Origin of the sequence: Nigerium massiliense, assembly GCF_000826085.1 — a bacterium.
GTDB lineage: Bacteria > Actinomycetota > Actinomycetes > Propionibacteriales > Propionibacteriaceae > Propioniciclava > Propioniciclava massiliense.
Genome location: NZ_CCYM01000001.1, coordinates 125,226 through 138,228 on the forward strand (window position 1 = coordinate 125,226; position 13,003 = coordinate 138,228).

Genomic DNA, 13,003 nt, shown 5'->3' on the forward strand with positions numbered 1-13,003 from the left:
TTCTCTGTGCCGTACTTTCACGTCATTCCGGAGTGTCCCGCGCTCGTGTGGCCTTCGATTGTTGTGAAATCTTCACGGAAGGGGCCAGACCCCTGCCACCCGTCCTTGGGCCAGACCAACGGAGGTCATCTTGACAACGCCTGACCACGAGCGGCACACCGCTCCCGAGCGGGGTTCGCACAGCGCGGACCACGTCCCCCAACACGTCGACGGTTCGTCCGACTACCACACCTACGACACGGAGCGGCACCTGCCCGCCAGCCATTCCCCGCTCCCCGCGCTCAACCACGTCGGCGGCGAGGAGCGCGGCATCCCGGCGGACGCCTTCGTCGCGGTGCAGAATTCGGAGGACTTCGCCACCCTGCGCCGCCGCTTCCGGCGCTTCGCGTTCCCGATGACCGCGGCGTTCCTCATCTGGTACTTCGCCTACGTCCTGCTGTCGGTGTTCGCCAAGGACTTCATGGCCACCCCCGTCATCGGCCACATCAACCTGGGCATCCTGCTCGGCCTGCTGCAGTTCGTGACCACGTTCCTGATCACGTGGCTCTACATCCGTCACATGAACAAGTCCATCGACCCGATCGCCAGCAAGCTGCGTTCTGACCTCCAGGAGACCGCGCGATGAACCCGCCCGTCCAGCTCGGTAACCCGATCGTCAACATCGCGATCTTCGTCATCTTCGTCGTCGCGACGCTGACCATCGTCATCCGCGTCACCTCCGGCGGCAACAAGAAGTCGTCCGGGGACTTCTACACCGGCGGCGCCCAGTTCTCCGGCCAGCAGAACGGCTTCGCCATCGCCGGCGACTACCTGTCGGCGGCGTCCTTCCTCGGCATCGTCGGCGCCATCGCGTTCTCCGGCTACGACGGCCTGCTCTACTCCATCGGCTTCCTCGTCGCCTGGCTCGTGGCGCTTCTGCTGGTGGCCGAGCCGCTGCGCAACACCGGCAAGTACACGATGGCCGACGTGCTGAGCTTCCGCATGAAGAACAAGCCCGTCCGGCTGGCCGCCGCCATCTCGACCCTGGTGATCTCGTTCTTCTACCTGATCGCGCAGATGGCCGGCGCCGGCGGCCTGGTCTCGCTGCTGCTCGGCCTGCGCGGCGACGTGGCGCAGATCATCGTTATCGCCCTGGTCGGCATCCTGCTCATCGTCTACGTGCTGATCGGCGGCATGAAGGGCACCACGTGGGTGCAGATGATCAAGGCCGTCCTGCTCATCGCCGGCGCGCTGATCATGTCGATCTGGGTCCTGGCCTTGTTCGGCTTCAACCTGTCCGAGGTCATGGGCCGTGCGGTCGAGGTCAACAACAACCCGGCCAACGGCCTGGGGTGCACGCCCGAGGCCTGCACCGCCGGCGACAAGCTGCTCCCGCCCATGGCGAAGTACGGCTCGAACCCGATCGGCTTCATCTCGCTGGCGATCGCGCTCGTGCTCGGCACCGCGGGCCTGCCCCACGTGCTGGTGCGCTTCTACACCGTTCCTACGGCACAGGAGGCCCGCAAGTCCGTGACGTGGGCGATCGGCCTGATCGGCGCCTTCTACCTGTTCACGCTGATCCTGGGCTTCGGCGCCGCGGCGATCGTGCCCGGCGGCCAGCAGGCGATCAACGCGATGCCCGGCAAGGCGAACGCGGCCGCTCCGGCGCTGGCGTTCTTCCTGCCCGGCGCGGGTGAACCGTCGCTCGGCGGGACGATCCTCATGGCGGTCATCGCGGGCGTCGCGTTCGCCACGATCCTCGCGGTCGTCGCCGGCCTGGCCATCGCCTCGTCCGCCTCGTTCGCGCACGACATCTTCAACTCGATCATGCACGACGGCAAGGCGGACCCGGAGCGGGAGGTGAAGGTGGCCCGCAACACGGTCATCGTGATCGGCACCCTGGCGATCGTCGGCGGCATCTTCGCCCGCAGCATGAACGTGGCCTTCCTGGTCGCGCTCGCGTTCGCGGTCGCCGCCTCGGCCAACCTGCCTTCGATCCTCTTCTCGCTGTACTGGAAGCGGTTCAACACGCGTGGCTCGCTCTGGTCGATCTACGGCGGCCTCATCTCGGCGCTGTTCCTGATCGTCTTCAGCCCCGCCGTGTCCACTCCGATCGGAGCGGCCAAGCCGCTGGCCTCGGCCATGTTCCCGGACGCCCAGTTCGCCTGGTTCCCGTACGACAACCCGGCGCTGGTCTCGGTGCCGGTCGGGTTCCTGCTCGGCATCATCGGGACGCTCACCAGCAAGCCGGAGTTCCCGGAGAAGCAGGCCGAGATGGAGGTCCGTTCCATGACCGGTGCCGGCGCCGAGCAGGCCATCACCCACTGAGGACCCGCGCCTTCGCGCGTCCCTTGACCGGGTGGCCTCCCACGCCGCCGAACAGACAGGGCCCGCCGGATCGCTCGATCCGGCGGGCCCTGTCGTGTCGTCGCGGCGGACGGACGCGCTCAATCGCGCTGGCGGGCCTGCTCCTCCAACGGGTCGCCGTCGGGGCCGGGGACGTCTTCGCCGCTGTCCCAGGACACGAAGCGCCAGTCGCCGGGCTCGCCGTCCAGCACCAGATGCGCGGTGTTGCCCAGGACGCCCTTGGCCGCCTGATCGGGAGACAGCCCCTCCGCGCGGGCCCCGACCCACATGCGCAGCGCGGCACCGTGCGTGACCAGCAGCGCGTGCTCGTGGCCGGCCGCCGCGATCTGCGCGACCGCGTCGTCGTAACGCTCGTAGAAGCCGATGGCGTCCTCGCCCCCCGGCACCCGCGCGGTCAGTTCCCCGGACACCCAGCGCTGCAGGACGCCGACGTAGCGGCCGAAGTCGTGCGACATCTCATCCTCGCCGGCCTGGATCTCGCGCAGCCCGCCGAGGATGCCGACGTCGAGCCCGCGCGCGGCCGCCAGCGGAGCGATCGTCTGCTGGGTGCGGACCAGGTCGGACGCGTACAGCCCCTCCAGCGGGACGCCGTCGAACCGCTCCACGAGCAGCTCGGCCTGGGCGCGTCCGCGGTCGTCGAGGTCGGCGCCGGGGTAGGCGGTATCGAGGGCGGACGTGACGTTCGAGGGGGTCCGGCCGTGGCGGACGAGGTGAAGCCGCATGGGGCCCAGCCTAGTCAGCCGCCGCGGCCGCCGCTCAGGGCGCCTCGAAGCCCTGTTGCTGCAGGATCGTCTGGGCCTGCGGCGTGGCCAGGAACTTCACGTAGTCCTCGGCCGGTCCGGGCGAGGTCGAGCCGGCGAGCAGGGCGGCCTGGAGCCGGTTGGCGTGCTTGCGGGCGTTCGGGATCTCGACCGCCTCGACGGCCTGCCCCGCCGCGCGGGCGTCCGACGCGTAGGCGACGCCGGCCCGTGCCTTCCCCTCCGCGACGCGGCCGACCACCTCGTCGGACGACGCGGCCCGGGCCGCCTGGGCGAGCGAAGCGCCGTCCTCCCGGGCGAGCGCCTCGGCCGCCGCACCGCAGGGCGCCGCGCTCGCGCAGGCGGCCAGGCCGGCGCTCGCGGCGTCGGCGAGCGAGCTGACGTGGGCCGGGTTGCCCCGCGGGACCACCAGCACCAGGCGGTCGACGGCGATCGTCCACACGCCCTCGGTCGACAACAGGCCGCGCCGGCGCGCGTCCGCCATGGACGCCTCGTCGGCCGTGATCAACACGTCCGCCTGCTGCCCCGACCCCAGCGCGGACACGAGATGATCGGACGTGTCGTAGTGCGCGTTCACCTGCGTGACCGTGCGCGTCTGCCGGAAGACCTCCGTGGCGCGCGGCAGCACGGTCCGCAGTGACGGCTCGGCGAACACGGTCACGGTCTTGGCCTGTGACGACGGCCCGCCACAGCCTCCGACGAGCAAGAGAAGGGCCACGAGCCCGGCACAGACGGTCATGATCCGGCTCCGTGTGCGCACGTCGGTGTTCCCCTCCCTGGACGTTCGCGTTGATGCTAGCGTCGACCTCAAGACAAGTTCTCACCCAAAGCATCGACGGAGGTACCCACCCATGAGCAACGCCCCTGTGAAGGTCGCCGTCACCGGCGCCGCCGGGCAGATCGGCTACAGCCTGTTGTTCCGCATCGCCAGCGGTGCCCTGCTCGGAGACCGTCCGCTCGAGCTGCGCCTGCTGGAGATCACGCCGGCGCTGAAGGCCCTTGAGGGCGTCGTCATGGAGCTCGACGACTCGGCGTTCCCGAACCTGACCCACGTCGAGATCGGCGACGACCCGAAGAAGGTCTTCGACGGCGCGAACATCGCCTTGCTCGTGGGCGCGCGTCCCCGCACCAAGGGCATGGAGCGCGGCGACCTGCTGAGCGCCAACGGCGCGATCTTCACCGAACAGGGCAAGGCCCTCAACGAGGTCGCCGCCGACGACGTGAAGGTGCTCGTGACCGGCAACCCGGCCAACACCAACGCGCTCATCGCGCTGAACAACGCCCCCGACATCCCGCGCGAGCAGTTCTCGGCGCTCACCCGCCTCGACCACAACCGCGCGCTGGCCCAGCTGAGCAAGAAGACCGACTCCCCCGTCGCGTCCATCCGCCAGATGGCGATCTGGGGCAACCACTCGGCGACCCAGTACCCCGACCTCTTCCACTGCACCGTGGACGGCAAGCCCGCCACCGAGCTGGTCGACGAGGCCTGGATCGAGAACGACTTCATCCCGACCGTCGCCAAGCGCGGCACGGCGATCATCGAGGCCCGCGGTTCGTCCTCGGCCGCCTCGGCCGCCAGCGCCACGGCCGCCGCGATGCACGACTGGGTGCTCGGCTCGAACGACTGGGTCTCGATGGCCGTCCCGTCCGACGGCTCCTACGGCGTCCCGGAGGGCCTGGTCTCCTCGTTCCCCTGCACCTGCAAGGACGGCACCTGGGAGATCGTCCAGGGCCTGGAGATCAGCGACTTCTCCCAGAAGTTCATCGACAAGACCGTCGCGGAGCTCGAGGAGGAGCGCAACACCGTGAAGGATCTCGGCCTCATCTGATCGGCCGCGCAGAACCCGCTACGCCCGGACGAGGATCGCCTCGTCCGGGCGTCGGCGTGTCCGGTCCCGACGGCGCTCTCTCGGTGGTCCCGTCCTGGGCGGGGGCGATACGCCATCGTCGGAGTGATGGGCTACCTCCCCAGGGGGTCCCGCCCCGCGCGAAGGCGACTGGCCCACAACCGCACCGTCCGGCCGAAATGAAGTGGGTCCCGCCCCGCACGGAGGCAACACGGACGCACGGGCGCAATAACCTACGGTCCCGTAACTTAGGGGTGTAGCGTTGGTCCATGACCTACGCAGGACGCCCCTCCACCGCCGCGACCGACGCCGTCCGCGCGGCCCGCGACTTTCTCCTCGCGCACCAGTACGACCCGGCCACGGTGCAGGCCGAGTTCCGCTGGCCGGAGCTGACCACGTTCAACTTCGCGCTCGAGTGGTTCGACGTGGTCGCCGGGGAGCACCCGGATCGTCCGGCGCTCAAGATCGTCGACGACGATCTCAGCGTCCAGCAGTGGACCTACGGCGAACTGGCCGAGCGCTCCGACCGCGTGGCCAACTGGCTGACCTCGCTGGGCATGAAGCGCGGCGACAAGATGATCGTGATGCTGAACAACACCGTCGAACTCTGGGACATCCTGATGGCCCTGATGAAGGTCGGCGCCGTCGCGATCCCCACCTCCACGCTGCTCAGCGACGTCGACCTGGCGTGGCGCGTCGACACCGCCGGTGCGACGTTCTCGATCGCCCCCACGGCGCTCGCCGATCGCTTCCACGCGGTGAACCCCGACATCACGTTCGTCGGCGTGGGGGATCCGGTGGACGGCTGGATCGACTTCGCGGACGCCGCCTCGGCCCCCGAGTCCTTCGAGCCGGACGGCCCCACGCCCGCCGGGGACACCTCGCTGCTCTACTTCACCTCGGGGACGACGGCCCGGCCCAAGCTCGTGCGGCACACGCAGGTCTCCTACCCCGTCGGCCACCTGTCGACGATGTACTGGCTCGGCGTGCGCCCCGGCGACGTCCACCTGAACATCTCCTCGCCCGGCTGGGGCAAGCACGCCTGGAGCAACTTCTTCAGCCCCTTCCTGGCCGGGGCGACCGTCTTCATCTTCAACTACCAGCGCTTCCACGCGGACACGCTCATGACGATCATGGAGAACCACGACGTCTCGACGTTCTGCGCGCCGCCGACGGTGTGGCGCATGCTGATCCAGGCCGACCTCACCCGGCTGTCGAAGCCGCCGCGGGAACTGCTCGGAGCGGGCGAGGCCCTCAACGCGGGCGTCATCAACAAGGTCCGCGAGGCGTGGCACAACACCATCCGCGACGGCTACGGCCAGACCGAGATGACCTGCGCCATCGCCAACACCCCCGGGCAGCCGATCAAGCTCGGCGCGATGGGCAGGCCGCTGCCCGGCTACACCGTCGCGCTGATCGACCCGGCGACCGACGAGGTGATCGAGGGCGTCGGCGAGGGCGAGATCTGCCTCGACCTGTCGGTGCCGAACATCGCCCTGATGGGCGGCTACTACGGCGACCAGGAGATGACCGACGAGGCCTGTCGCAACGGCTTCTACCACACCGGGGACATCGCGGAGCGGGACGAGCAGGGCTACCTGACGTACGTGGGCCGCGCCGACGACGTCTTCAAGGCGTCCGACTACAAGATCTCCCCCTTCGAGCTCGAGTCGGCGCTCATCCTGCACCCGCAGGTCGCCGAGTGCGCGGTGGTGCCGAGCCCGGACGCCGTGCGCGGCGCCGTGCCGAAGGCGTACGTCCACCTCCCCGCGGGCGTGCAGCCCGGCAGGGAGGTGGCGGCCGCGATCTTCGCGCACGCCAGGGCGACGCTGAACGGCTACCAGCTCGTGCGCATCATCGAGTTCGTCGAGGAGCTGCCCAAGACGGTGTCCAGCAAGATCCGCCGCGTCGAACTGCGGCACGCCGAGGCCGCGCGCGTCGAGTCCGGGGCGACGGACGGTCAGTACTTCTACCGCGACTTCCGCTGAATCCGCCGGCGCCCGGCCGGGGCGTCCTCCCCTTCGCCGGGGCCGACCACAGCGACCCGCCGGCGTCCCCCGGGGCGTCCGGCGCGGTGGCTCAGCGGCGAAGCGGGCTGATCACCCACGCCAGCACGAGGATCCCGGCGCCGAGCAGCGCGTAGCAGGCCACGTCCCACAGTCGCGAGCGCACCTTGAGGAGGCCGACGGTCCGGTCCGGCAGGAGACGCAGCAGCGCCGCCATCACCAGCGCCAGGCCGACCACGGTCGAACCCCGTCGCCAATAGCTCGCGGCCACGATGGCCAGCCCGGACGCGACGCCGACCAGGGTGAGGAACATCGGCCACTGGCCGGCGATCTGCAGGTACCACGGCCGCGGCGGACGCGGGCCCGGCGGGCGGTCGCCCCCGTGCGCCGGCACCGGGGTGTCGACGGCATCGCGCGGGTCCGGCGGGCGGAAGTGATGCCGCCCCTCCGGGGGACGCCGCCCCGGCTCCCGGGGATCGGGCTGGGCTCGGACGCTCACGATCAGCCGTTCAGCAGCGCTTCGGCCCGGTCGACGACATTGGACAGCAGCATGGCCCGCGTCATGGGCCCGACGCCGCCCGGGTTCGGCGTGACCCAGCCGGCCTTGTCCCAGACGTCCGGGGCGAGGTCGCCGACGGTCTTGCCCTCGACGCGGCTGACCCCCACGTCGAGCAGCACGGCGCCGGGCTTGATCATGTCGGCGGTGATCATGTGCGGGACGCCGGCGGCCGCCACGACGATGTCGGCCTCGCGCGTGTGCCGGGCCAGGTCGCGGGTGCCGGTGTGGCACAGGGTGACGGTCGCGTTCTCGCTCCGCCGGGTCAGGATCAGCCCTAGCGGGCGCCCCACCGTGATGCCGCGGCCCACGACGCAGACGTCCGCCCCGGCCCAGTCGAGACCGTGCCGGCGCACCAGCTCGACGATGCCGCGCGGGGTGCACGGCAGCGTCGCGGGCTCGTTGAGCACGAGGCGTCCGAGGTTGATCGGGTGCAGGCCGTCGGCGTCCTTCTCGGGGTCGACGAGGTCGAGGGCCCAGTTCTCGTCGAGGTGGCCGGGCAGCGGGAGCTGGACGATGTAGCCGGTGCAGGCGTCGTCCGCGTTCAGCCCCTCGATCGCCTCGCGCAGCTGCTCGGGCGTGGTGTCCTCCGCCAGATCGACCCGGATCGACTCGATGCCGATCTCGGCGCAGTCGCGGTGCTTCATGCGCACGTAGTTCTGGCTCGCCGGGTCGGCGCCGACGAGCACGGTGCCCAGCCCCGGACGCATGCCGCGCTCGGCCAGCGCGGCCGTCCGCTGCGCGAGCTCGGCCTTGATGGCGGCCAGGGTGGCCTTGCCGTCCAATGTCTGCGCGGTCATCGCGATCCTTTCCCGGCCCGGCCGTCCCGGGCTCGGCTTCAGTGGAAGAAGTGCCGGGTGCCGGTGAGGTACAGCGCCACCCCGGCCGCCTTGCACGCCTCGATCGTCTCATCGTCGCGGATCGAGCCGCCCGGCTCCACGATGGCGCGCACGCCGCCGTCCAACAGGATCTGCGGTCCGTCGGCGAACGGGAAGAACGCGTCGGACGCGGCGACCGACCCGGCCGCCCGTTCGCCGGCCCGCTCCACGGCCAGTCGGCAGGAGTCGACGCGGTTGACCTGCCCCATGCCCACGCCCACGGACGCTCCGCCGGACGCCAGCAGGATCGCGTTGGACTTCACGGCGCGGCACGCCCTCCAGGCGAACGCGAGGTCGGCGAGCGTCGCCTCGTCGACGGCGTCCCCGGCCGCGAGCTCCCAGTTCGCCGGGTCGTCGCCCGGGGCGTCCAGCCGGTCGGGCGCCTGGAACAGCGCGCCGCCGGAGATGGGGTGCAGGACGCGGTCGCGCTGCGTGTAGGGCGGTGCGATCAGGATGCGGATGTTCTTCTTCCGCTCGAGGATCTCGACGGCGCCGTCGTCGTAGGACGGCGCGATGATCACCTCGGTGAAGATCGGGGCGACCTGCTCGGCCATCGCCACGGACACCGGGCGGTTCGTGGCGATGACGCCGCCGTACGCACTGACCGGGTCGCAGGCATGCGCCAGGCGATGCGCCTCGGCGATGTCCGCACCCACGGCGATGCCGCAGGGGTTGGCGTGCTTGATGATCGCCACGCAGGGCTCATCGAAGTCGTAGGCGGCCCGGTAGGCGGCATCGCCGTCGGTGTAGTTGTTGTAGCTCATCTCCTTGCCGTGCAGCTGCTCGGCCTGGGTGATGCCGGCCGGGCCGGGCGCGTAGTTGTACAGCGCCGCCGGCTGGTGGGAGTTCTCGCCGTAGCGCAGGGTGCCGATCCGGTCCCAGGTGGCTCCCAGCCAGCTCGGGAACAGCGCCTCGGCGGCGTCGGCGGGCTGCTCGACCAGGGTCTCCCCCATCCAGGAGGCGACGGCGACGTCGTAGGACGCGGTGTGCCGGAAGGCGTCCGCAGCCAGCCGCTTGCGCTGCTCGAGGGTGTAGCCCCCCTCGGTCAGCGCGCGGATCAGGTCGGGGTACTGGGCCGGGCTGGTGACGATGGCGACGCTGGCGTGGTTCTTCGCCGCGGCGCGCACCATGGACGGGCCGCCGATGTCGATCTGCTCGACGCAGTCGTCCACGCCGGCGCCGGAGGCGACCGTCGCGGTGAACGGGTACAGGTTGCTGACGACCAGGTCGAAGGGCTCGACGCCCAGCTGATCGAGCTCGGCGCGGTGGGAGTCGCGGCGCCGGTCGGCGAGGATGCCGGCGTGGATGGCCGGGTGCAGCGTCTTGACGCGACCGTCCAGGCACTCGGGGAAGCCGGTGACCCGCTCGACGGGCGTCACGGCGACGCCGGCCTCGGCCAGCTTCGCGGCGGTGGATCCGGTCGACACGACCTCGACGCCGGCGGAAACCAGGGCGGCGCCGAGCTCGGCGAGTCCGTCCTTGTCGTAGACGGAAACCAGTGCACGACGGATCGGTTGACGCTCACTCATGTTGGCCCTTCCGTGGCCCCGCGGGCCAGGTTGTTGATGGTGTCGACGAGCAGGATGCGTTCGACGACCTTGATGCGCTCGTGCAGGGTCTCGACGGTGTCGCCCGGCTCGACGCGGACGGCCTCTTGGGCGAGGATCCGCCCGGTGTCGACGCCGGCGTCGATCGTGAAGACGGTCGCGCCCGTGACCTTGACCCCGTGCGCGAGGGCGTCCCGCGGGCCGTGCATGCCCGGGAAGGACGGCAGCAGCGCCGGGTGCGTGTTGATCAACCGCCCGCCGAAGCGCTCGAGGCAGTGCCGGCCCACGAGCTTCATGTACCCGGCCGAGACGATCAGGTCGGGGCTGTAGGTGGCGATCAGGCTCGCCAGCTCCTCGTCCCAGGCGTCGCGGTCGGTGCCGCGGACGTAGGGGTGCACGAACGTGGGCACGCCGGCCCGCTCGGCCCGCGCCAGGCCCTCGATGCCGTCCCGGTCGGCTCCCACGGCCACGACCTCGCCGTCGAGGCGTCCGGACGCCTGCGCGTCCAGCAGCGCCTGCAGGAGGGTCCCCGTGCCCGAGACCAGGACCACGAGGCGCACCGACATGGCGTCCAGGTTAGCGAGCCTCCGCCGCGTCGAGCACCGCGTCCAGGTCGGGGGTGAGTGCCGGATCGACGATCACCGAGCTGATCCACGGGACGTCCAACAGCTCCAGCGCGCGCTCGGGCGAGGCGTCGGCGATGCTGGCCAGGATCGTCACGCCCCCGGACGCCACGTCGGCCAGCTGGTCGGCGATGGCTTGGGCGAGGAAGCGGTCGCCCTGGTCGAACGGGACGATCACCAGATCGAGGCCCGGCAGCCCGCCGAGCAACGCGACCTCGTGCGTGTCGCCCAGCATCACCCCCATCTCGACGACGGAGCCGACGAGCTGGTAGTCGCGCAACCGCTTCCAGGGCGCGCCGTCGCCGGCCAGGGCGTCCTCGACGGAGGCGAACACAGCGCCGGCGAGCTTGCGCTGGCCGACGTCGGCGAACGCGCGTTCGACCGAGGCCCGCACCTGGGTGATGAGGTGGCGCGGCGTGCCCTGCCGGGCCAGCAGCGGCAGCTTGACGATGGTGCCGAGGCGCTGCTGCAGCGCGGGCAGCGTCCCCTGGCGGACGACGACCGTGTCGCGGGGGTCGGCGACGACGTGGCTGACCCCGCGGTTGACGGCCTGGGCGAAGGTGTCGCGAACGACCGAGCCGTCGCGGCGCTCGCTGCGCGGGCCGGCCAGCCCGACCCGGCGGGTGCCCAGGACGATCTCGGTCAGGCGCGGGCCCTGCCGGGGGGCGCGGCGGGCCATCGGGCCGAGCGCGTCCACGTGCGCCTTCAGCTTCTCGACCAGCCGCGACCACGGCACCCCGATCGGGTCGGGCTCGTCGTCGAACAGCCGGCTGATGCGGTCGTAGTCGTTGAGGCAGTCGGTGGTGCAGCGGTAGGCGACCGGGTCGCCCGGGTTCTCGGCGGGGGCGAACAGCAGCTCGCCGAGCTCGCGACGGATCCACGGCGTCACGTGCTCGCGGTCGTAGGCGCGGAACGCCTGCTCGCCGGCCGCACGCAGCGCCTCGACCGTGAAGACCTCGGCGCCCAGGCCCTCGGGCACCTTCTCGATGTCGACGCGGCCGTAGGTGTGGCCGTCCGTGTCCAGGGCGGTGATGAGCTCCTCGACGAGCAGCGCGTCGGCGACCGGGTTGTCGCCGGTGAGCCGGACGACGCGGTCGGTGGGCTCCATGTCGGACGTGGCTTGCACGAAACGGCCCAGGACGTCGTCCAGCGAGCCGCGCATCACGGGGATGCCGACGCGGGACAGGTGAGCGGCGATGCGGTCGTCGTAGGGCTCCACGGACGTCGCGACGATCACCTCGTAGCCGGTGCGGGACGCGCGGCGGGCCACCAGCTCGATCAGCGGCATCCCCGCCACCGTCATCAGCGCCTTGCCGGGCAGCCGCGACGACGACAGGCGGGACTGGATGACGACACGCGTGCGCATGAGGGTCAAGCTAGCGCAGCGCGAGACGCTCGACGGCGTCCGCCACTCGCTCGCGCCCACGTCCGTCGACGAGGCCGCGACCGCGGCTGGCGAGGCGCTCCCGCAGGGCGGGGTCCTCGAGCAGGCGGGTGAGCTGGGCGACGGACGCCGCGCGGGAGCCGGCGTCCTCGCGGAGCGCCGTCAGCTTCCCCGCGGGCAGGCAGAGCTCGTCGTGGGTTGCCTCGCGGTAGCCGAGCAACTGGTTGTCGGTGACGCACACCAGGGCCATCGGGACGCCGAGGCACAGGAACTCCCACACGCTGGTCCCGGACGCGCTGACCGCGGCGTCGCAGCCCACCGCGATGCCGGGCAGGTCGTCGGCCGTCGGCAGCACCGTCACGCGCTGGCCCGGGCCGCACTTGAGCGCCGCCAGCTCGTCGGCGACCTCGCGCCGGGCCGCGATCGCGACCACCTCCACCGGGGCGTCCGTGGCGAGCAGCAGCGGCACCAGCACGCGGCACCCGCCGTAGGCGTCCGTCCCCCCGAAGACCACCAGCACCCGCGGGGCGTCGCCGGCCGGCAGGGCCTCGCGCCGGACGCCGCGGCGGTCGCGGACGACGTCACGCAGCAGCACGTAGTCCAGCCCGACCAGGAACTCCGCGTCCGGGTGGCGCTCCTGGGCGGCGTGCGCGCCGAGGTTCTGGTCGACGTAGACATCGGCGTCCTGGTCGAGGCCGAACTCGCCGTCGCAGAGCGTCAGCACGCCGACGCCCGCCGCCCGCGCCGTGGTGCCGAGCACCGGGTCGAAGGCGTAGCCGTCGATGATCAGCACGTCGACGCGCTCGGCCAGCAGGCGTGCGGTCAGGTCGTGCGGCCCAGCCGGCGGCTCGACGAACGCGAGCCCGCGCTCGGCCGCCTGGCGCTGCGCCCACGGCACCTCGCACGTTCCCCACAGGGTCACCCGGTGCCCGCGGGCGATCAGTTCCTCGGCGAGGGCGAGCTGGCGGACCAGGTGCCCGACGCCTCCGTGCTGGGTGGCGTCGCACCGGACGGCGACGTGCAACGGCCGCTGTGTCGAGGGGGTGATCATGGCGTCT

General features: G+C 71.5%; 12 protein-coding genes. 4 read left to right on the top strand and 8 right to left on the bottom strand.

Going from position 1 to position 13,003, the window contains the following annotated elements:
- Window positions 1–130 precede the first annotated feature (130 nt).
- Window positions 131–625, top strand: a complete 495-nt coding sequence (locus BN1187_RS14760) for a DUF485 domain-containing protein (protein WP_235750532.1) — start codon at window positions 131–133, stop codon at window positions 623–625.
- Window positions 622–2,307 carry a solute symporter family protein gene (locus BN1187_RS00620; protein WP_040157594.1) on the top strand — a complete coding sequence of 562 codons (1,686 nt, stop codon included), beginning with the start codon at window positions 622–624 and terminating at the stop codon, window positions 2,305–2,307. The genes BN1187_RS14760 and BN1187_RS00620 overlap by 4 nt, the downstream gene beginning before the upstream one ends.
- A 119-nt stretch (window positions 2,308–2,426) precedes the next feature.
- Here BN1187_RS00620 and BN1187_RS00625 read toward each other — a convergent pair whose 3' ends face one another.
- Together BN1187_RS00625 and modA are read right to left on the bottom strand one after the other, a co-directional pair.
- Complete coding sequence (locus BN1187_RS00625) at window positions 2,427–3,068, bottom strand: histidine phosphatase family protein (RefSeq protein WP_040157596.1); 642 nt, start codon at window positions 3,066–3,068, stop codon at window positions 2,427–2,429.
- A gap of 34 nt (window positions 3,069–3,102) precedes the next feature.
- Window positions 3,103–3,843: a molybdate ABC transporter substrate-binding protein gene (gene modA / locus BN1187_RS00630; protein ID WP_052462115.1), complete on the bottom strand. Its 741-nt coding sequence runs from the start codon at window positions 3,841–3,843 to the stop codon at window positions 3,103–3,105.
- A gap of 112 nt (window positions 3,844–3,955) precedes the next feature.
- Between modA and BN1187_RS00635 the strand changes: the two genes are divergently transcribed.
- Both BN1187_RS00635 and BN1187_RS00640 read left to right on the top strand, forming a co-directional pair.
- Complete coding sequence (locus BN1187_RS00635) at window positions 3,956–4,933, top strand: malate dehydrogenase (RefSeq protein ID WP_040157599.1); 978 nt, start codon at window positions 3,956–3,958, stop codon at window positions 4,931–4,933.
- A 287-nt stretch (window positions 4,934–5,220) separates the two neighbouring features.
- Entirely contained in the window at window positions 5,221–6,939 is a 1,719-nt protein-coding gene (locus BN1187_RS00640; RefSeq protein ID WP_040157601.1) for an AMP-binding protein, read from the top strand.
- A gap of 91 nt (window positions 6,940–7,030) precedes the next feature.
- Here the strand turns inward: BN1187_RS00640 and BN1187_RS00645 are convergent, their stop codons facing one another.
- The 6 genes from BN1187_RS00645 to BN1187_RS00670 are packed head-to-tail and all read right to left on the bottom strand — an operon-like array spanning window position 7,031 to window position 12,996.
- Window positions 7,031–7,456 carry a DUF3017 domain-containing protein gene (locus BN1187_RS00645; protein ID WP_147675033.1) on the bottom strand — a complete coding sequence of 142 codons (426 nt, stop codon included), beginning with the start codon at window positions 7,454–7,456 and terminating at the stop codon, window positions 7,031–7,033.
- Window positions 7,457–7,458: 2 nt separating this feature from the next.
- On the bottom strand, window positions 7,459–8,313 hold the full coding sequence (locus BN1187_RS00650) for a bifunctional methylenetetrahydrofolate dehydrogenase/methenyltetrahydrofolate cyclohydrolase (protein WP_040157604.1): 855 nt from the start codon (window positions 8,311–8,313) through the stop codon (window positions 7,459–7,461).
- Window positions 8,314–8,351: 38 nt separating this feature from the next.
- Window positions 8,352–9,920 (bottom strand): bifunctional phosphoribosylaminoimidazolecarboxamide formyltransferase/IMP cyclohydrolase, encoded by a 1,569-nt coding sequence (gene purH, locus BN1187_RS00655; protein ID WP_040157607.1) that lies wholly within the window; start codon window positions 9,918–9,920, stop codon window positions 8,352–8,354.
- Window positions 9,917–10,504, bottom strand: coding sequence for a phosphoribosylglycinamide formyltransferase (purN, locus tag BN1187_RS00660; RefSeq protein ID WP_040157610.1), 588 nt, complete (start codon window positions 10,502–10,504; stop codon window positions 9,917–9,919). The genes purH and purN overlap by 4 nt, the downstream gene beginning before the upstream one ends.
- Before the next feature lie 10 nt (window positions 10,505–10,514).
- Complete coding sequence (locus tag BN1187_RS00665) at window positions 10,515–11,927, bottom strand: cytidylyltransferase domain-containing protein (RefSeq protein ID WP_147675034.1); 1,413 nt, start codon at window positions 11,925–11,927, stop codon at window positions 10,515–10,517.
- A gap of 10 nt (window positions 11,928–11,937) precedes the next feature.
- Window positions 11,938–12,996, bottom strand: coding sequence for a PseG/SpsG family protein (locus tag BN1187_RS00670; protein WP_040157612.1), 1,059 nt, complete (start codon window positions 12,994–12,996; stop codon window positions 11,938–11,940).
- Window positions 12,997–13,003: the final 7 nt, after the last annotated feature.